11 protein-coding genes and 1 pseudogene are annotated in these 20,691 nt (G+C 54.7%); 9 read left to right on the top strand and 3 right to left on the bottom strand.

The window, feature by feature from the left end; translation table 11 throughout:
* Positions 1 to 218 precede the first annotated feature (218 nt).
* From hisS to MKY86_RS23445, 5 genes are all read left to right on the top strand, one after another.
* Positions 219 to 1,478, top strand: coding sequence for a histidine--tRNA ligase (gene hisS, locus MKY86_RS23465; protein ID WP_076081671.1), 1,260 nt, complete (start codon positions 219 to 221; stop codon positions 1,476 to 1,478).
* Between the two features lie 50 nt (positions 1,479 to 1,528).
* On the top strand, positions 1,529 to 3,307 hold the full coding sequence (gene aspS, locus MKY86_RS23460) for an aspartate--tRNA ligase (protein ID WP_076081670.1): 1,779 nt from the start codon (positions 1,529 to 1,531) through the stop codon (positions 3,305 to 3,307).
* A gap of 76 nt (positions 3,308 to 3,383) precedes the next feature.
* On the top strand, positions 3,384 to 4,142 hold the full coding sequence (locus MKY86_RS23455) for a tRNA threonylcarbamoyladenosine dehydratase (protein WP_076081669.1): 759 nt from the start codon (positions 3,384 to 3,386) through the stop codon (positions 4,140 to 4,142).
* Positions 4,143 to 4,334: 192 nt separating this feature from the next.
* Positions 4,335 to 5,636: an NCS2 family permease gene (locus MKY86_RS23450; protein WP_076081668.1), complete on the top strand. Its 1,302-nt coding sequence runs from the start codon at positions 4,335 to 4,337 to the stop codon at positions 5,634 to 5,636.
* A gap of 138 nt (positions 5,637 to 5,774) precedes the next feature.
* Positions 5,775 to 7,985 carry a HelD family protein gene (locus MKY86_RS23445; RefSeq protein ID WP_076081667.1) on the top strand — a complete coding sequence of 737 codons (2,211 nt, stop codon included), beginning with the start codon at positions 5,775 to 5,777 and terminating at the stop codon, positions 7,983 to 7,985.
* A gap of 447 nt (positions 7,986 to 8,432) precedes the next feature.
* Here MKY86_RS23445 and MKY86_RS23440 read toward each other — a convergent pair whose 3' ends face one another.
* Complete coding sequence (locus MKY86_RS23440) at positions 8,433 to 10,448, bottom strand: methyl-accepting chemotaxis protein (protein WP_076081666.1); 2,016 nt, start codon at positions 10,446 to 10,448, stop codon at positions 8,433 to 8,435.
* Between the two features lie 610 nt (positions 10,449 to 11,058).
* On the opposite strand from MKY86_RS23440, the gene MKY86_RS23435 reads away from it, so the two are divergent.
* Positions 11,059 to 11,349 carry a CD3324 family protein gene (locus MKY86_RS23435; protein ID WP_036690524.1) on the top strand — a complete coding sequence of 97 codons (291 nt, stop codon included), beginning with the start codon at positions 11,059 to 11,061 and terminating at the stop codon, positions 11,347 to 11,349.
* 167 nt (positions 11,350 to 11,516) lie between these two features.
* Here the strand turns inward: MKY86_RS23435 and MKY86_RS23430 are convergent, their stop codons facing one another.
* Positions 11,517 to 11,987: a GNAT family N-acetyltransferase gene (locus tag MKY86_RS23430; protein WP_076081665.1), complete on the bottom strand. Its 471-nt coding sequence runs from the start codon at positions 11,985 to 11,987 to the stop codon at positions 11,517 to 11,519.
* 210 nt (positions 11,988 to 12,197) lie between these two features.
* Positions 12,198 to 12,590: pseudogene (locus MKY86_RS34205) on the bottom strand (IS1595 family transposase); the annotation flags it as partial.
* Between the two features lie 184 nt (positions 12,591 to 12,774).
* Between MKY86_RS34205 and MKY86_RS23420 the strand changes: the two are divergent.
* From MKY86_RS23420 to MKY86_RS23410, 3 genes are all read left to right on the top strand, one after another.
* Positions 12,775 to 14,079, top strand: a complete 1,305-nt coding sequence (locus MKY86_RS23420; RefSeq protein ID WP_076081663.1) for a replication-associated recombination protein A — start codon at positions 12,775 to 12,777, stop codon at positions 14,077 to 14,079.
* An 870-nt stretch (positions 14,080 to 14,949) separates the two neighbouring features.
* Entirely contained in the window at positions 14,950 to 17,685 is a 2,736-nt protein-coding gene (locus MKY86_RS23415; RefSeq protein WP_076082207.1) for a glycoside hydrolase family 9 protein, read from the top strand.
* 30 nt (positions 17,686 to 17,715) lie between these two features.
* Positions 17,716 to 20,616, top strand: a complete 2,901-nt coding sequence (locus MKY86_RS23410) for a glycoside hydrolase family 48 protein (protein ID WP_083685542.1) — start codon at positions 17,716 to 17,718, stop codon at positions 20,614 to 20,616.
* Positions 20,617 to 20,691 lie beyond the last annotated feature (75 nt).

Genomic DNA, 20,691 nt, shown 5'->3' with positions numbered 1-20,691 from the left:
GCAGGCAGCAGGGTTGCCTACAGTCAGTAGCCGATTGCGCGTAGGCGGGCGTTAACCGCTTAGAGCGGAGCTTACGCAGAGCAAGTTGCTAAGCCCGGAATGTGGGTGGTACCACGGGTGAATTATTGGTTATGATAATCCCTCGTCCCTGTTTGTAATTGAACAGGGATGAGGGGTTTTTTGCTGTTTTAAGGGGTTATTTTCAGGAGGGATAGACTGTGGCTAAAGAAAGATTTGAGAAACCAACAGGTACACAGGATGTGCTGCCGGGTGCAGTAGAGAAATGGCAGGTTGTGGAGGCTAAGGCCAGAGAGCTGTGCCGCCGCTTCAATTACCGGGAGATCCGCACCCCGCTGTTCGAGCACACCGGGCTGTTCGAGCGCGGAGTCGGCGAAACAACGGATATTGTAGAAGGTGAGATGTATACCTTCAAGGATAAGGGCGACCGCGATCTGGCGCTTCGTCCCGAAGGGACAGCAGGCGTGGTACGCGCGTATGTCCAGAACAAGTTGTACGGGGAGCCGGATGTCAGCAAGTTGTATTATATCGGACCGATGTTCCGTTATGAACGTCCGCAGGCCGGCAGATACCGCCAGTTCCATCAGTTCGGCATCGAAGCGTTCGGCGCGGTGGACCCGGCGATTGATGCTGAAGTCATCTCGCTTGGATACCAGTTCTACATTGATCTGGGGCTGAAGGATGTGCGGGTAGAGCTGAACTCGGTCGGCAATGCGCCGAGCCGTGCGGCTTACCGCGAGAAGCTGCTGGATTTCCTGAGACCGATGAGAGAGAGCCTGTGCAGCGACTGCCAGCGGCGGATGGAACGCAACCCGCTGCGCGTGCTGGACTGCAAGGTTGATCAGGACAAGTTCGGCGGTGCACCTTCTATTCTGGACAGCCTGGATGAAGAGTGTACAGAGCATTTTACGAAGGTGAAGGGGCATCTGGATGTGATGGGTGTGGAGTACAGCATCAACCCCCGCCTGGTGCGCGGCCTTGATTATTACACGCATACAGCGTTTGAGTATAAAGCGGCAGGCATTGGCTCTATCGACACGGTGGGCGGCGGCGGCCGGTACAACGGTCTGGTCGAGGAGATCGGCGGGCCGGATCAACCGGGCATCGGGTTCGGGATTGGCCTGGAGCGGATTCTGCTGATTCTGGAGAATCAGGGTGTGGCGCTGGAAGCGGCGAAGCCGCTGGATGTGTACTTCGTCGCATTAGGTGAAGCGGCAGATCTGGAGATCACGAAGCAGCTGTTCCGTCTGCGCAGTCTTGGATTCTCTGCGGAGCGCGATTACCTGGGACGCAAGATGAAGGCGCAGATGAAGTCGGCGGACCGTATGTCAGCCCGTTATACGGCGATTCTTGGTGAAGACGAGCTGAATAGCGGCGTCATCGCACTGAAGTCGATGGAGACCGGCGAGCAGCGGACTGTGAAGCTGGACGAACTGGCAGAGGCGCTGATTCAGAATTAGGCGAAAAGGCAAGCATATGTAATTTTAATCATGAAGGGGTAGGATAAAAGATGACCAGAAGCCATAACTGTGGACAATTAACGACAGCAAGTATCGGTGAGACAGTAACATTGAACGGTTGGGTGCAGACCCGCCGTGACCTTGGAGGGGTGCTGTTCATTGATCTGCGCGACCGGACAGGGATTGTACAAATTGTATTCAACCCTGACTATTCCGGAGAAGCGCTGCAGATTGCCGATAAGGTCCGCAGTGAATACGTGCTGTCCGTGACAGGTACGGTGGTTAAGCGCGATGAGGAGACCGTTAACCGCAACCTGCCGACCGGTGAGATCGAAGTACAGATTACAGACATCGAAGTGCTGAATGCGGCCAAGACGCCTCCATTCTTCATCGAAGACGGAGTGGAAGTAGACGAATCCCTGCGTATGAAATACCGTTACCTGGATCTGCGCCGTCCGGAGATGCACAAGACGCTGCTGCTCCGTTCCAAGGCTGCGAAGATCTTCCGCGATTTCCTGGACAACGAAGGCTTCATTGATGTAGAAACGCCGATCCTGACCAAAAGCTCGCCGGAAGGCGCACGTGACTATCTCGTGCCAAGCCGTGTGCATGAAGGGGAATTCTTCGCGCTTCCGCAGTCACCGCAGATCTACAAGCAGCTGCTGATGGTCGGCGGTATCGAGCGTTATTACCAGATGGCCCGCTGCTTCCGTGATGAGGACCTGCGCGCTGACCGCCAGCCGGAATTCACGCAGTTCGATATTGAGACCTCGTTCATGCCGCAGGATGAGCTGCTGTCGATGATGGAGAAGCTCATGCAGCGCCTGCTCAAGGAGACGGTTGGGGTTGAGGTATCCGCACCGTTCCAGCGGCTGACCTATGCCGAAGCGATCGGCAAATACGGCTCGGACAAGCCGGACCTGCGATTTGGCCTGGAGCTGGTAGAGATGAATGATATCGTTGCTGAGAGCGGCGTGAAGGTATTCGCTTCCGTGATCGAGAAGGGCGGAGAAGTGAAATGTCTGAACGCCAAGGGCTGCGGCACCTGGACACGTAAGGAGATTGACGATCTTGGACCATACGCTGCACGCTACGGCGCCAAGGGTCTGGCCTGGATTCAGGTCAAAGACGGCGAGTTCAAGGGACCGATTGTGAAGTTCTTCTCCGAGGAAGAAATCGCTGCCGTGAAGGAGCGCACAGGTGCCGAGGATGGTGACTTGCTGCTCTTCTCTGCTGATACCAAGAAGGTGGTAGCCGATGTACTTGGCGCCTTACGTCTGAAGATCGGCCGCCAGCTTGGTCTGATCGACGACAGTGTGTTCAAATTCGCCTGGGTAACGGAATTCCCGCTTCTCGGCTACGATGAGGACCAGAAGCGTTATGTGGCTGAGCATCACCCGTTCACACGTCCGATGGACGAAGACCTGCATCTCTTCGATACCGATCCTGGCGCCATCCGCGCACAGGCGTATGACCTGGTGCTGAACGGCTACGAGGTGGGCGGCGGTTCCCAGCGTATCTACAAGCGTGACGTTCAGGAGAAAATGTTCAATGCACTCGGCTTCTCGCAGGAGCTGGCCTATGAGAAATTCGGCTATCTGATGGATGCCTTTGAATACGGCACGCCTCCGCATGGCGGCATCGCGTTTGGCTTCGACCGTCTGATTATGCTGCTGGCGGGCCGCACGAATCTGCGTGAGACCATTGCCTTCCCTAAGACGGCAAGTGCAACGGACCTGCTGATGGATGCCCCGTCCCCGGTGGATGCGGGACAGCTGGAGCAGCTGCACATCAAGCTGGCACCGAAACCGGAAAAAGAAAAGAAATAAATCAACTATGGACTGACGGGGCGCACCAGGAGAGCATAGTGACGTCCCGGAAGCCTTGCCCAAGGAGGCTGACATCATGCTGAATCAGTTCTCGCGTACGGAGCTGGCGATCGGGCCGGAGGGCCTGGAGATTATGAAGAACAGCACAGTAGCTGTGCTGGGGATCGGCGGAGTTGGCGCTATGGCAGCGGAAGCGTTGGCCCGGACCGGAATCGGCCGCATTATCCTGATTGATAAGGATTCGGTCGATATTACCAACATCAACCGCCAGCTCCATGCGCTGACCACGACCATCGGCCAGAACAAAACCGATCTGATGGTGGACCGCATCAAGCTGATTAATCCGGACTGCGAAGCGATTGCGCTGAATATGTTCTATACCGAAGAGACGTATGAGGAGCTGTTCAAATACAAGCTGGACTATGTGATTGACGCTTCGGATACGATTATCTATAAGATTCACCTGATCAAGGAATGTCTGGCCCGGAAGATCCCGCTGATCTCCAGCATGGGAGCGGCCAACAAGATGGACCCGACCCGCTTCCAGGTCGCCGACATCTCCAAGACTACCATGGACCCGATTGCCCGGGTGATCCGCACCAGACTGCGTAAGGAAGGCATCAAGAAGGGTGTGAAGGTGGTCTTCTCCACCGAGAAGCCTGTGAAGCCGCGCGAAGATGTGACGGAGCAGATTGTGCCTGCGAATGCGCCGGACCGGCGCAAGGCGAAGCAGCCTCCGGCCAGTACTTCTTTTGTCCCCCCTGTAGTCGGCCTGATTATGGTCAGTGTAACGGTACGGGATTTGCTCGAAACGGGCGGCATAACATTTGAATGAATTCTATCAGGTAAAAGGGTGTGTAGCCGGCTTCCGGCTATATGCCCTTTTATTACGGTATGTTTTGGGGCCCCCGCAAAGTACCTGAGTAAACATCGAAGCAAACCCTCACTTTGTGGGGATATTTTTACGGTATGTTTTGTGGAGAGATATTTGACATCCTATGAGAAGAACTTAAGTGGAGGTTGTTACATGAAATCGAATATTTGGCGGAATAGCGTGGGAATGGAGCCGGGCGACAACTGGAAGCAGGAATGGGCGGCCGGCATCCTGTCGTATTTCGCTTCGGTATATATTGTAATGGTTAACGCGGCGATCCTGGCCGATGCAGGCATGCCGCTGCGGGCCGGGATGGTTGCCACGCTGCTGACAGCGGTCACAGGCTGCCTGCTCATGGCGTTTGGCGGCAAAACGCCGATTATCGTGGTCCCGGGTATGGGGATCAATGCCTTTTTCACCTATACGCTGGTGCATTCCATGAAGCTGGACTGGCGTGAGGCGCTGGCCGTGGTAGTGGTGACCGGGGTGCTGTTTGCCATTGTGGCCTTCACCTCGCTCTACCGCATTCTTAGCGACGCGATTCCCCATAATCTGCAGCATGCGATCACAGTTGGCATCGGGCTGTTCCTGACCTTCATCGGCCTGCAAAAAAGCGGGATTGTCATTGCCCACGCCACCACCTTCGTCGCCATCGGGCATTTCAGTGATCCTGCGGTCATTACCTCGGTGGTGACGCTGCTGCTGGCGCTGGTGCTGTTCATCCGCGGCACACGCGGCGGTCTGCTGATCAGTATGCTCGTCGGCACAGGGCTCGCCTATCTGCTGGGGGCCGCTCATGCGCCGAAGAATACCGAGCCGGGACATGTGTTCAGCGGTTACGGCAGCGTGTTCGCCAGTATGGACTGGAGCGGATTCGTCAGCCTCGTCTTCTGGATTGCCGTTTTCCTGCTGCTGCTGATTGTGGTGTTTGAGAATATCGGCCTGATCGCTTCCCAGACGCTGATGGCAGGACGCCCGGAACGCTTCAAAAGCAGTCTGCGGGCGCTCTCGCTCGCCAACATCGCGGCAGGTCTGTTCGGCAGCAGCCCGGTAGTCGCCGCTGCCGAATCCACCGCCGGGATTGCGGCAGGGGGCCGCTCCGGCTTAACCTCACTCGTCACCGGCCTGCTGTTCGGCGCGACCTTCCTGTTCATCCCGCTGCTGGCTTATGTGCCGGACAGTGCGATTGCGCCGATTCTGATCGTGATCGGCGGGCTGATGGTGCAGAGTGTGCGCGAGATGGATCTCGGCGACATGACGGAGCTGTTCCCGGCCTTCCTGGTCATGGTGATGATTCCCTTCACCTACAGCATCGTGGACGGCATGGCGTTTGGCTTCATCACCTATCCGCTGGTGAAGCTGGCTTCCGGCAAAGGCAAGGAGGTTCCTCCTGCCTTGTATGGTATTGCCGGACTGTTCATCGCGAACTTCGTGCTGCATGCGCTGATGGGCTAACGGCAAAGGGGGAAGGGGGAAGCACCCCTTCTCTCATCCGCTTGTCCTCCGCGTGGACAGCAGTTTGAAAAATATGGCTTTCCCCGCTCTGCTGTGTTATGATGGACAGCTCACACAACTTTTAGGAGGTAACTGAAATTGGAAGACAACTTTCAAAGTGCCTATCAAGAGGAAGAAGACAGGCTGAACCACGTGCTGACAGAGATTGATTCCACCCTTGAGCGGCTGCGCTCGACACCAGTGTACACGGGACACGATTATACCGAACAGGTGTTGGAGGATTCAAGGGAGCAGAGGCGCAAAGATCTTGCCAAGCTTAGGCAGGAGCCTTATTTCGGACGGCTTGATTTTCAGGGCAATGATGAGGAAGACCGCAAGGCACTCTATATCGGCAAAATCGGCGTAGACCGCGAGCAGGTAAGCGACCGTCCGCTTGTCATTGACTGGCGGGCACCGGTGGCAAGCCTGTTTTATTCTTTTACCGGAGGAACAGAAGCCGCCTCGTATGAAGCGCCGGACGGGCTGATTGAAGGGCTGGTCTATCTCAAGCGCAACGTGGTGATTCGCAAGCAGATCCTGGAGCGGGTGGCGGATACGTATAACCGTGACAGCGACGCACCGGCGGTATCGGATGAATTCCTGGTCTACCGGCTGGGGGAGAACAAGGATAACCGGCTGCGGGATATCGTCTCCACGATCCAGGAGGAGCAGGACAAGATTATCCGGGCGGCCAAGAACACGGCGCTGATCATCCAAGGGGTCGCAGGAAGCGGTAAGACCACCGTTGCGCTGCACCGGCTGGCGTTCTTATTGTATCAATACAAGGAGCAGGTCTCGGCGGAGAAAATGATTATTTTCGCCCCGAACCGCATGTTCCTGGACTATATTTCAGATGTGCTGCCGGAGCTGGGCGTCGGCAATATTGCCCAGAGCACGTTCCCGGACTGGGCGGCAGAGGTGCTGGGTGTGGACTTGCCGGAGCAGGATGCTTCGGAGGTCATGAGCCGCTGGTTCGAGACGGCGGGAGCGATGCCGGTCATCACGGAGGAGACCCCCGGGCGCTTCAAAGGCTCAACGGTGCTGATGAGCGTCATTGAATCCAGCGTCAAGCTGCTGGAGACCAGTGCTGTGCCGGAGGGTGATTTCAGCCCTTGGGACGGGGCGGTGCTGAGCTGCCAGGTGATTCTGCGCTGGCACAATGAGGAATACGCACCGTATCCTCCGGCGAAGCGCAAGGAGCGGGTGATGGCAAGGCTTCACCGCTGGATCGAGATGGAGCTGAAGAAGAGCCCTTCAGCGGCGGCGCTGAAGGAGCGCAAGAAGAAGGGCGCGGCCCGCGAGAAGGCCTACAGCGCCAAGTGGCCGAAATACGAGCCGCTCGCCATCTATAAGCAGATCTTCCGGGCGGCGAAAGTGCCGGAGGACTGGCCGGCGGCAGCACCGGAGGAGATTCCGCCATCCGTGCTGAAGGAGACCGTCAAAGAGCTGAAGAAGGGGATTCTGCGCGAGGAGGATCTTCCTCCGCTGCTCTATATCCATTATCTTCTAAACGGTAACGAAGGTACTGTGCGCTTTGACCATATCGTGATCGATGAAGCGCAGGATTTCTCCCCGTTCCAAATTGCCGTACTGGATCTGTATGTGAAGGGGCATTCCTTCACCATTCTGGGTGACCTGTCGCAAGGCATTCACGCCTACAAGGGAGTGCATGCCTGGAGAGAGATGCAGACGCTGTTCGCCGAAGAACACACTGCATACCATGCACTTACCCGAAGCTACCGCTCAACGATGGAAATTATTGAGTTCGCTAACGGCATTCTGTCCACGGGCGTCGGCAGCGAGCTGCTGGCTGTGCCGGTCTTCCGCAGCGGGAATCCTGTGCGGCTGATCTCCTATGAGGAGGATGTGCTGCCGGGAGCGGCGGCTGCTGCATCGGCGGACCAGCGGCTCAGCGCGGTCAAGAGCGCGCTGGCGCAGCTCTCCGGGCGCGAATACCGCACGGTGGCGGTATTGACCCGCAGCCTGCGGGAAGCCTCTCTACTGTACGCTGAGCTCGCAACGCAGTTCGAGGATCTTCATCTAATTGACGGCAGCATCACGGAATATCTCGGCGGCTTGTCGATCCTGCCCGTCTACTTGTCCAAGGGACTGGAGTTCGATGCCGTCATTCTGGCAGACGCAGACAGCGCCCATTATGGAGCGGCGGCCTGGGATGCGAAGCTGCTGTATGTGGGCTGCACACGTGCCCTGCATGAGCTGTGGCTGCTGCGGGGCGGCGAATTGCCGCCTTACGTTCAACTGAACGCAGAGGAGAGCGTCTCCGGCTGGCCGGAGCCAGAGGTACAATAGGCCGAGAGAGACAGCGTCAAGCGGTCCCGGAAACCGAACCAGCGGCAATCCGTCTACGATCCGGTACAACAGCTCCGGCGGTTTGGCGAAACAGATCCGCCGAACCGCCGATGCGCCGCCAAAACCGCCGAACCACCGATGCGTCAATAAGCGCAAAGGCAAGTCGGGCTCTTTACGGACCGTAGCGCCCTTATTCTCAGGAAAACGCCACTTTTTGGGCTGTAACGGACCGTAGCGCCTTTATTGTCTCAGCAATCGATGCTTATGAACCGAATATCGGCTGATAAGGGCCATGGTGTCCGTAACTTTGCCAAATCATGACCTTTATCCGAAATAAGCGCTACTCAGTCCGTAACGGCCGGCGGAGTTGCCCTGATGGAAGACAAAAAGCAGCGATTCTCCTTTATTGGAGGATCGCTGCTTTGCATTGTGGGCGGTTCTGTATGATTAAGCCTTATTCTTCGCATCGAACTGGAAACGCTCCACCTGTCCCTGCATATCCGCAGCCATGCCGGAGAGTCCCGCCGCGGAGGAGGTGATCTCCTCCATCGAAGCAAGCTGCTCCTCGGTAGCTGCGGTTACGCTCTGGAAGGAGTCGAGCGCCGCCCGGGCGATGGTGGCCATCTCCTGGACGGAGGCGGCTACTTGGGAGCTGCTGGCCGACATTTGCTCCGTAATGGCCGACACCTCATGGATCTGCTCGCCGACCTGCCGGGTGGACTGCTCAATCTGCCGGAAGGCTTCGCCCGCCTCCAGAGTAAGCGCCATGCCCTGCTCCACATCCTCTGCCACCTTATGCTTCATCACATCATAAGCACTGGCGATCAGGCCCACCATCTCGGAGATGGTCTCCTGAATCTGCCCGGCACTGCTATTCGTAGCCTCCGAGAGCTTGCGCACTTCACCCGCCACTACGGCGAAGCCCCGGCCGTGTTCACCGGCCCGGGCCGCCTCGATGCCGGCATTCAGCGACAGGAGATTGGTCTGCTTGGCAATGGCGGAGATCGCCGTGCTGGTCTCAGCCACTCTGGTGCTTAAGCCGTTAAGCTCAGCGATCAGGGTGCCGGACTGCTGTACCGATTCGCGGATCGTTTTCATCTGCTCCCCCACCTCCTGCATTCTGGAGCTGCCGGTCGAGACATCCGTTTCCGTAAGTATAGCGGCGCTCACAATCGCCTCTGAAGCGGAAGCGATTTTCTGGATGCCGGTGGACATCTCCTCCATCGTTGTAGCGACTTCGGCGGAAGCATACGCCTGGGTCTCTACGCCCCGGGTGGATTCCTCCACCAGCTCCGTCACATACTCGACTGCCTTGCTGTTCTCGGCCGTGCTGGCTGTGAGCTGTTCACTGGCAGCGGCGAGCTGGCCGGAGGTCTCGGCAACCTCCTGCACCATGGTGCGCAGCGAAGAGACCATTTCATTATAATTGCCGGCAAGCTGACCGATCTCGTCCCTGCGGCTGGTCTGGACGAATTCATCCAGATACCCTTCGCTTACCCGCTTGGCCGAACGGTTCAGGCGTTCTACCGGCCCGGTAATCCGGCGGATAATCAGGAAGGTAATTACTGCAGCAAGCAGCAGCGCAACCACGAGAACGATAGCTGATTTGTACAGAATCGGGTAGACCGCCTTCGTATATTCACTCTCTGGAAGCACTCCGGCCAAGGTGAAGCCGGTCAGCTCATTGGTAATGTAGTATCCGTCCATTTGCGTATCGGCTGCAGCATCCTTGTAGGAGATTTTACCCGCCGGTCCTTGCTTAATTCCTGCTGTCATTGCGCCTGTGGCTTCCGATGCAATCTCCATGGCAGGGTGATAGATCACCTTGTTATTGCCGTCCAGGATGAAGACATATCCGCTATCGCCCAGACTGACATTCTTCGCCAGCTCCATAAGCTCCTTCATGCTGATGCTGATCGTAACAGCCCCCTTGCCGTCCGGAAAAGCCTTGGAGATCGGCAGAATGTAGCTGTTCGTTACTTTGGAGAAGATGGGATCGATCACCGATGTTGTCTCCGGGGTCTTAAGTGCATCTATGTACCAGTCGCGTATGCGGGGATCATAATTGTCCAGCTTGGAATCCGGCGCGAACATGTATTTCCCGTCCTCGTTGCCTATCGCCACGATATCTACCTCAGGATGCTCCAGCTTGAAGTTGTCGATCAGCTTGCGCAGCTGTGGAGAATGGTTCGTTAGCCCCGCGCTGCTCATCTCGTATGCCAGCTCATTCACTCCGGCGCTCTCCAGCAGAATCAGCTGCGACAGTGTTTTATCCAGGAGGTGGATGCTGGAGCGTGTGGTGTCTTCCATTTTGGAGCGCAGAGCCGATTCTGAGGTTTGTGTCGATATGGCCACCAGAGCCAGCGAGGGCAGTACAATGGCTGTAATGATAAGCAGCATCAGTTCAGTTCTGAGCTTCGTGATACGGAATAGGCGCTTTAGGGGGTTTTTCGGTGTTGGCATGGAAGTTCCTCCTGAATTTCTGAATGGATGGACGTTAAAATTTATTTCCATATCTCGAAGTAACTAGATATTTTAATATATATTTCGACAGGGATCGACTAAATAATTAGTTTTTCGTCAAAAAATGTACTCCAATATTTCTGCAATTCTCCCTCTTTCCAAAAGAGTTCGCGTGCCAGCCTTCAGGTGGAGAACGATTATAACTATTCTTGAACTTGTAACCCGGGGCGGCCTGTGGCTTAATAATAAGTGTCCGGCCGGGCAAGATTACTTCTGGAAGGAGGCTGAAGATATGTTTTCAGAATACGAGGTGGTTTCCGTCTAAGACGGAGACCTGTTAAACGGGAGGCCGCGAGGCCTCCTTATGTATAATGAGCGAACACGAGCGGATATGTAATTCCGGTTACTACAATATAAAGAATGACACTGACCAACCACTGACAGACCGCTGATCCATAATGAATGTAGACGATAACCGTAGGGTTTAATATAATGAATTTAGGTGATTTACCAAATTTGAGGAGAAGAAAGGAGGCAGGTGGAATGATTATTCAGAACAGTACAGTGATCGGACTGAACAGAATACACCTGTTGAAGGAGGAAATTGAACGTGAGTTACGTCAATGGAAAGGATGTGCTCCCCCCGGGGCTGCTCGAAGAGCTGCAGGGTTACATACAGGGTGAGCTGTTATACATCCCGAAGAAAGCGGAAGAACGGGTAAGATGGGGCGAGAACAGCGGCTCCCGGCAAGAGATTGCTGCCCGCAACGAAGAGATCTTCTGTAGTCACAGCAGCGGCTGCTCGGTGAACGAGCTGCAGAAGAGATATCACTTATCCGAAGAAAGCATCCGCAAGATCATTTCAAAAATGCGGCAAACGCGGCTGGCGATGAACCGCTAGTCTAGAACGTATATGAGTTCTAATTATAGAACAAAGAGCATGGCTCCCGCCGGTGGCGGCGGGGGCATGCTCTTTTTAAAAATAAGGCTATGTTAAATTATAATGTTGATTTTTCGATAAAAGGAAAGCCGCTCATGGAAGGGCGTATAAAAAATGCTAATTTGCCTCTATACAGAAAAGAATTGATATCTTCTTCCATTCTCAAATTCATCTACAAAATTGCCATCAGTAATTTCAGAAATAACCCTTAGCCAAAATTTTTGTGCTGGTATATTCTTCTCAAGTTGGTAGAGTTCCCAATTACCTTTAAAGAGGGTAAATAGTTGTTTGGCTGCCGCTGTACCCAATCCATTCATTCTGTACTTTCTCAATATAAAGAAATGTGACAGGATATGAATATCTTTACCAGTTTCTTTGTTTTTCACGAAGGCAAATCCAGCGATTTTATCACTAACCATTATTAAAAAAGGATGGCGACTTTGTGGCTCATTCCAATACAAATTAAAATCTGGCATCCCTTGGTAAAGACCATTAGATAGAGTATCGACCTCAGTGTATTCAGTAAAATCGTACATATAAAATTGAAGTAAGTTTTGCAGAGTTAACTGCTCTTCAATCGTAGCCTTTCGAATATTCATTAGTTCACTTCCTTTCTTAACTTTTTTAGAGTAGAACTACCTTTCAATATATTCAGAAAGAATACGCTGAACATCGAAGTTTGGTGTTCATGTCCGTTACTGTAAACAAGCAAGAATTGACCAACATGTGTTTCTTATTCGACATTGTATTCTCGTATTCCTTGCTGTCTAAATGTTGGAACCAAGCCAGATAATGCTGTAAATACTTTGTCGCGATACCATTACGCATACTTGGTCATTGCTGATGCCTCGATACTTAGATTTGCCGCCTCGCTTTCGGGGCGTACGTTCGGAGATGTCCTTTCTGCCTTTTTCGGAGTATAAGAAGTAGGTTTCGTCCATTTCAACGATTCCCTGAAATGTTTCGGTTGGAATTTGTTTTAGTGCAGCAAGTATCTTATGCCGCCAGTAAAACAAGGTTACGTGTGTTACCTCATCACACAGCAACTCGGCACATTTTCCTCAGCGAAAAACCCTCAATCATGCATTCGATAAATAAAACGTTTGACGGCAGGATTTACAGCGGTAACGTTGCCGTTTGACCTCTCCAGTACGTGTTTTAATTATGTATTTTCCGAAGCGTACGACTGAGTGATTTTTGCAAGCCAAAAATAATAGAATTTATATGTTTCACACGATAACTTATCCTTCTATTTCTCGCTGAAACGGTACCGTCCTGTAAAAGGACGGCAAAGCCGTTTCTACTTGCGTTCGGGACAGGTATGGTATGATAGGAGAAGTGTATGTATTCTATTGAAATCTTAGATGATAGCAAGGAAGTGTAAGGATGGATTTATTCTCGCAGGGTGAAGACAACGGGAGCGGACGGCTGCTGGCAGACCGGATGCGGCCCGGCAATCTGGATGAATATATCGGACAAGAGCATATTGTAGGCAAGGGCAAGCTGCTGCGCAGAGCGATTGAAGCGGACCAGGTCTCTTCTATCCTGCTGTACGGGCCTCCGGGCTGCGGCAAAACCACTCTGGCCCATATCATATCGCATCACACCCAAGGTGAATTCGTGCGGCTGAATGCGGTGGAGGCTTCGGTGAAGGATGTGCGGGAGGTCATTGAACGCGCACAGAGCAATAAGGCGCTGTACGGCTCGAAGACGATTCTGTTCCTGGACGAGGTACACCGCTTCAACAGCTCCCGCCAGGATGCGCTGCTGCCGGCCGTGGAGAAGGGCACGATTACCTTCATCGGTGCGACAACGGAGAATCCGTTCCACTATGTGAACGGGGCCTTGATGAGCCGCTCGACCTTGTTCCAGCTGGAGTCCCTGACCAGCGGGCATAGCCTGATTGCGATGAAGCGGGCGCTTGCTGACGATCAGCGGGGCCTCGGCTTCATGGACCTGAAGGCAGACGAAGACGCGCTGCTGCATATCGCCGCGATGGCGAACGGCGATATCCGCCGGGCCTTGAATGCGCTGGAGCTGGCGGCGATGACTACGGCGCCGGAGCGTGACGGCAGCGTGCACATTACGCTTGCGGTGGCGGAGGAATCGATCCGCCGCCCGATTGTCAAAGCGGACGAGTCGACGCAGTACGATGTGCTGTCCGCTTTTCACAAAAGCATCCGCGGCTCCAGTGACGCCGCCCTGTTCTGGTTCCTCTACGCGGTGGAGAAGCTGGGAATGGACCCTATGACCTTCATCCGCAGATTAATTGCGGCCAGCAGCGAGGATATCGGCCTGGCCAACCCGCAGGCGATGGTCCAGGCGGTCAGCGCGCTGGATGCCTACCGCAATAACGGCTGGCCGGAGGCGAAGCTGAATATCGCGCAGGCGATTCTGTTCGCTGTAGAGAGCCCAAAATCAGACGGGGTAGTGACCGCTATCGCCAACGTCATGAACAGTCTGGAGGATCTGAAGTCGGCTGAGGTGCCGCTGCATTTGCGGGATACACACTATAAAGGTGCGGCCCAGCTGGGCCATGAGGGCTACCAGTACCCGCATAATTTCCCCGGCCATTATGTGAAGCAGGACTATCTGCCGAAGGCAATCTCCCGCAAGGTCTTCTATCAGGCCACCGAGCAGGGCAACGAGGCGAAGATCCGCCATAACCAGCAGCTGCGGCGCGGACAATAGGGCTTCGAAGAAAACTCGCTCTGTCTGCTCCAACCAACAAACAAACTGTACATTTTACAAACAGAGAGCAGCCATTCTCCATAACTGGAGGAGGCTGCTCTTTTTGACGTTGTAGGCTTCTGGGTAAAGGGCGGGGTGTGCTCGTTTGGCAGTGTGTGCTGAATGTTCAGGCTTCGCTGGATGATTTACCTAGCCGAATGTCGGCTGGAAGGTGGAGGTCAAAAATGAAAGGGAAAAATCCCTCTGAATCGGCTGGAAGCGGGATGTATGAGCAAATGAAAGGGATAAATCCCTCTGATACGGTGGAAAGTGGGCTGCAGGTAGGAAATGAGAGGGATAAATCCCACTGAATCGGCTGAAAGTAGGCCGTATGAGCAAATGAAAGGGAAAAATCCCTCTGGTCCAGCCGAAGGTGGCAAACTGAGTTATGAGGAGCACTAGTGCCCCTGAATTCAGCAAACGTGGGCCAAACGAGCGAATGAGGAGCACTAATGCCCCTGAATTCAGCAAACGTGGGACAAACGGGCCAACGAGAAGCACAAGCGCACTCCTCAGGGCGATTCGGCTTTTGTATTTTACTCCTACATTCTCACCACCAATGGCTGACGCTGAACGATAAATATGATGGAAATGGAAATATTTTGACAAAAAACCGGTATTCTCAGAAAAATATAATGTAAATATATAGAATTAATTTACTGTATGTGGTATATGTGTAGGTAGGGGTATTTTACCTTAATTTGTAATATGGAGGTGGTAAATGGAACGTGCTCAAATACTATGTCTAATTATGGACACTGGGGAGGTATTTGTGCGTGCCTGAGTCCTGACGGACTGAACAAGCAAGAAAACGAAGGGAGATGAGTAAGGATGAGTCAACGTAAACGGAAGACCGGCTGTATCGCTTCACTAAGCCTGATGTTAGCCTTCACTATTGGTTCAGGGACGGCTGTCCGCCCGTCTGTCACCGAAGCGGCAACCGCCGGATTTAATTATGCAGAGGCACTGCAGAAATCGATCTATTTCTACGAGGCACAGCGTTCGGGTGAGCTGCCGGCGGACAACCGCGTGGAATGGAGAGGCGACTCGGGGCTGCAGGATGGTGCCGATGTCGGCCATGACCTGACGGGTGGCTGGTATGACGCAGGGGATCATGTCAAATTCGGATTTCCGATGGCGTACACCGCGACTATGCTGGCATGGTCGGTCTATGAATACAAGGATGGTTATGTGCAGTCCGGGCAGCTGGATGAGATTCTGGACAATATCCGCTGGGCCACAGACTATTTTGTGAAAGCGCATACTGCACCGAATGAGTTGTGGGGCCAGGTGGGTAACGGCACGGCGGACCATAACTGGTGGGGACCGGCGGAGGTCATGCCTATGGCGCGCCCGGCTTACAAGATTGATGCTGCACATCCCGGCTCGGATCTGGCTGGTGAGACTGCCGCCGCCCTTGCCTCGGCTTCCATTATTTTCAGGGATTCAGATGCCGCTTATGCGGACAAGCTCCTGCTGCATGCCAAGCAATTATACAATTTTGCCGATACGTACCGGGGAGCTTACTCCGATACTATCACTGACGCCAAGCAGTATTACAATTCGTGGAGTAGTTACGCGGATGAGTTAAGCTGGGGCGGTATCTGGCTATACCTGGCGACCGGTGAGCAGACCTATCTCGATAAGGCGATTGCCGCCAGTGATCTGTGGGGCACCAACCAGGCTGGTGACTGGGGCTACCAATGGACCCAATCCTGGGATGACAAGCATTATGGTGCGCAGCTCCTGCTGTCCCGCATCACCGAGGACCCGAAGTTCATCCAGTCCACGGAACGCAATATGCAGTTCTGGACGACCGGGGTGAACGGCACCTCTGACCGGGTAGCGTATACTCCAGGCGGGCTGGCCCATCTGGATCAATGGGGGGCGCTGCGGTATGCAGCCAACCATGCTTTTCTTGCTTTTGTCTATGCAGACTGGGTTACTGATCCGGTGAAAAAAAATACCGCCCAGGCCTTCGCAGAGCGCCAGATTAATTATATGCTGGGCGATAATCCGCGTAATAGCAGCTATGTCATCGGCTTCGGCGCGAATGCACCTGAGCATCCTCACCACCGCACCTCACACGGCTCCTGGAGCGACAGCCAGACCACTCCGGCCAACCACCGGCATGTGCTCTACGGCGCACTCGTTGGCGGACCCTCCAAGACCGATGCTTACACCGATGCGATCAGCGATTATGTCTCAAATGAAGTTGCAACCGATTACAATTCAGCCTTTACCGGCTCTCTGGCCCGGATGATGATGCTCCACGGGCAGGGGCAGAGCCCGCTTGCGAACTTCCCGCCGGCCGAAACGCGTGAGGATGAGATGTTCACGGAGACTTCTGTGAATGCCAGCGGCAGCAATTTTGTGGAGATCCGCGCGGTTCTCAATAACCGTTCGGCATGGCCTGCCCGTTCCAGCAGCCAGCTGTCCTTCAACTACTATCTGGACATCAGTGAAGCTGTTGCCGCAGGATATGGCCCTGGCGATATCACCGTCAAGGCAGGCGGCTATAACCAGGGAGCCACCGTCTCGCAGCTGCTGCCTTACGATGCAGCGAACCATATCTACTATACCAAAGTAGATTTCTCCGGCACCCCGATCTATCCGGGCGGACAGTCTGCTTACCGCAAGGAAGTACAGTTCCGGATTGCCGGACCGCTGAATACTACCTTCTGGGACAACAGCAATGACTTCTCCTTCAAGGGAGTGGCTGCGAATGCTTCCTCGGCAACGAAAAATCCTTATATCCCGGTATACGATGCAGGTGTCAAAGTGTACGGAGAGCTGCCTTCCGGCGGCGGGACCCCAGGTGAACCGCAGGTTCCGGCCCGTCCGTCCGGCCTTCAGGCTGTAGCCGGCAATGCCAGCGTAGCCTTGAGCTGGAACGCAGTCAGCGGTGCAACCAAGTATACAGTCAAGCGCTCTCTGGTGAGCGGCGGACCGTACACTACAGTGGGTACGGCAACCGCAGCAGTCTATAATGACAGCGGGCTGACCAATGGTGTGGACTATTATTATGTGGTGACTGCAACGAACAGTGTAGGCGAGAGTACAGCGTCTGCCCAGGTGACTGCCAAGCCGCGCGAGATTACTGTGCCTGCCGGCGCTCTGCATGTGCAGTACCGCACCAATGACACGAGCCCCGGGGATTCCCAGATCCGCAGCCAGTTCCGGATTGTCAATACGGGAACCGAGGCCATTCCGCTCAGCGGTCTGAAGCTGCGCTATTATTACACCGTGGACGGGGACAAGCCGCAGGAATTCCACTGTGACTATGCCCAGGTCGGCAGCGGCAACGTGAGCGGAACCTTCGGGAAGCTTAGTACACCTGTTACCCTGGCCGACTCTTATCTGGAGATTTCTTTTGCGGCAGGAGCAGGCAGCCTGGCTCCGGGGGCAGACAGCGGGGAGATTCAAGTACGCTTCAACAAGTCCGATTGGACAGCCTACAATGAGAGCAACGACTATTCCTATGGGGGTACTCAAGCGACCTTCGCGGATTGGAACAAAGTCACGCTGTACCGTGCAGGAACGCTTGTCTGGGGCCTCGAACCCTAAACCATACCAGAGAGGAAGTATGCCGAAATGATGAAGCTAAGTTCATTTAAGAAACCGCTTTCTATCGCGCTGAGTGCTGTGCTCACCTTGTCTCTCACCAGCGGGATCATCAATTTCCATCCGGGAACCGCCAAGGCGGCATCGGTGGAGAAGACCAGATTCCTGCAATTGTATGACCAGTTGAAAAACCCGGCCAGCGGCTATTTCTCGGCTGAAGGCATCCCGTATCACTCAGTGGAGACCCTGCTTAGCGAGGCGCCCAACTATGGGCATATGACAACCTCCGAGGCCTATAGCTACTGGATGTGGCTTGAGGTGCTGTACGGCCATAACACCGGAGACTGGAGCAAGCTCGAAGCGGCCTGGGACAACATGGAGAAATACATCATTCCGGTCAATGAAGGCGACGGCGTGCAGGAGCAGCCGACCATGAGCAGCTACAACCCGAACAGCCCGGCCACCTACGCCTCGGAGCTCCCTCAGCCGGATCAGTATCCAAGCGCACTGAACGGCAAGTATACCCCGGGGAAGGACCCGCTCGATGCAGAGCTGAAGGCCACCTATGGCAATAACCAGACCTATCTGATGCACTGGCTGGTGGATGTGGACAACTGGTATGGCTTCGGCAATCTGCTTAACCCTACGCACACCGCCAGCTATGTGAACACCTTCCAGCGCGGAGTGCAGGAATCGGTCTGGGAGGCCGTAGGCCACCCTTCACAGGATAACAAGACGTTCGGCAAAGCCAATGAAGGCTTCATGACCCTGTTCACCAAGGAAAATAGCGCACCTTCCGCACAATGGCGGTACACGAATGCTACGGATGCGGATGCGCGGGCTGTGCAGGCCATGTACTGGGCCAAGGACCTTGGCTATACGAATACGGTCTATCTGAACAAAGCCAAGAAAATGGGTGACTTCCTGCGTTATGGCATGTACGACAAGTATTTCCAGAAGGTCGGCAGTGCCGCTGACGGTACGCCTGAAGCGGGAACGGGCAAGGATTCCAGCCAGTATCTGCTGGCCTGGTATACGGCCTGGGGCGGCGGCCTGGGAACCGGCGGAGACTGGGCCTGGAGAATAGGCGCCAGCCATGCGCACCAGGGGTATCAGAATGTGGTTGCAGCCTATGCGCTGTCGACCGCAGCCGGAGGGCTGATTCCGTCTTCGGCAACAGCCGGAACGGACTGGGGCAAATCGCTGACCCGCCAGCTGGAATTCTACAACTGGCTGCAATCCTCTGAAGGGGCTATTGCAGGCGGTGCGACCAATAGCTATAACGGCTCCTACAGCGCTTATCCGGCAGGAACAAGCACCTTCTACGGCATGGCCTACGACGAGGCTCCTGTCTATCATGACCCGCCATCCAACAACTGGTTCGGGATGCAGTCCTGGAGCATGGAACGGGTAGCAGAGCTGTATTATATCCTGGCTTCCAGCGGGGACACCACCTCGGCTAATTTCAAAATGGCCAAACGGGCCATTGAGAACTGGATTGACTGGTCTACAGATTATGCCTTTGCGGGCAGCCGTCCGGTAACGGATGCCGCCGGCTATTATCTGGATCAGCAAGGAAACCGGATTCTGGGCGGAGATGATCCGCAGGTTGCCACCGTATCCGCACCCGGCGAGTTCTGGATTCCGGGCAATGTAGAGTGGCACGGACAGCCGGATACCTGGAGCGGGTTCAGCTCTTTTAACGGCAATAGCGGCCTGAACGCAGTGACCAAAGATCCGGGACAGGATAGCGGCGTGCTGGGCAGTTACATTAAAGCGCTCACCTTCTTTGCCGCAGGGAATAAAGCGGAGCATGGCAGCAATACTGCGCTCGGCGGAACCGCTTCACAATTGGCCAAATCCTTGCTGGATACGGCTTGGGGCTACAATGACGGAGTGGGCATTACGACACTTGAGAAGCGTGCGGATTATTTCCGGTTCTTCACCAAAGAGGTATACTTCCCAGCAGGCTGGAGCGGTACCTTCGGCCAAGGAAATACCATACCGGGCAACGCTACTGTACCTTCCGATCCGGCCAAGGGCGGTAATGGAGTGTATGCGAGCTACACCGATGTGTATCCAGATATCAAAAATGATCCCAAGTGGAGTTATCTGGAAGGTAAGTACAATAGCTCGTACAACAAAACAACCAAGACCTGGGACAACGGTGCACCTGAGTTCACCTACCACCGCTTCTGGTCACAAGTGGACATGGCTACAGCCTATGCCGAATATGACCGCTTGATCAATAACGGCAGCGGCCCAACGCCAACGCCGACGACTACACCGACGGCAACACCGTCGGCAACACCAACAGCCACACCGACAATTGCGCCAACAGCTACACCGACAACAGTGCCAACAGCCACACCGACAGTCGCACCGACAGCTACACCGACAACAGTGCCAACCGCTACGCCGACAACAGTGCCAACGGCTACACCGCCAGTTGCACCAACCGCTACGCCTGCCGTAGGGAATCTGGTCGTTCAATACCGTACAACGGATACGAACGCCACAGACCCGCAGTTCCGTCCGCAGCTGCGGATTGTCAATAACGGGACCACAGCGGTAGACCTCAGCAAGGTTAAGGTCCGGTATTACTACACGATTGACGGCGAGCGGGCACAGCAGTTCAATGTCGATTATGCGGCTCTCGGCGGCAGCAATGTGCTGGGCAGCTTCGTGAAGCTTGAGCCTGCAGTTACAGGAGCGGACCACTATGTGGAGATTTCCTTTAGTGCGGGCGCGGGCAGTCTTGCTCCGGGTGCGAATACCGGCGAGATTCAACTGCGCATTAACAAGACCGACTGGAGCAATTACAATGAGGCGGACGATTACTCCTATGATGCAACCAAAACGTCTTTCACAGACTGGAACCGGGTGCCGCTGTATCTGAACGGTGTGCTGGTCTGGGGCGTTCAGCCGCAATAAGGCTGCCGTCCGGTAAGCCAGTCCCGGCGTGACTCTGTATTCTGATTAATCAAAGACAAAGAACCTTCAACTCCA

Source organism: Paenibacillus sp. FSL R7-0333, from assembly GCF_038000365.1.
Lineage (GTDB): Bacteria > Bacillota > Bacilli > Paenibacillales > Paenibacillaceae > Paenibacillus_AQ > Paenibacillus_AQ silagei.
The sequence above is the reverse complement of the archived record's forward strand: the minus strand, read 5'-3'. Positions and strand labels throughout refer to the sequence as shown.

Coding starts and splice junctions, on each gene's coding strand:
- MKY86_RS23455 (WP_076081669.1), top strand. CDS start 3,384: ATGCTGAATCAGTTCTCGCGTACGGAGCTGGCGATCGGGCCGGAGGGC.
- MKY86_RS23430 (WP_076081665.1), bottom strand. CDS start 11,987: ATGAATATTCGAAAGGCTACGATTGAAGAGCAGTTAACTCTGCAAAAC.
- MKY86_RS23420 (WP_076081663.1), top strand. CDS start 12,775: ATGGATTTATTCTCGCAGGGTGAAGACAACGGGAGCGGACGGCTGCTG.
- aspS (WP_076081670.1), top strand. CDS start 1,529: ATGACCAGAAGCCATAACTGTGGACAATTAACGACAGCAAGTATCGGT.
- MKY86_RS23450 (WP_076081668.1), top strand. CDS start 4,335: ATGAAATCGAATATTTGGCGGAATAGCGTGGGAATGGAGCCGGGCGAC.
- MKY86_RS23410 (WP_083685542.1), top strand. CDS start 17,716: ATGAAGCTAAGTTCATTTAAGAAACCGCTTTCTATCGCGCTGAGTGCT.
- MKY86_RS23440 (WP_076081666.1), bottom strand. CDS start 10,448: ATGCCAACACCGAAAAACCCCCTAAAGCGCCTATTCCGTATCACGAAG.
- MKY86_RS23415 (WP_076082207.1), top strand. CDS start 14,950: ATGAGTCAACGTAAACGGAAGACCGGCTGTATCGCTTCACTAAGCCTG.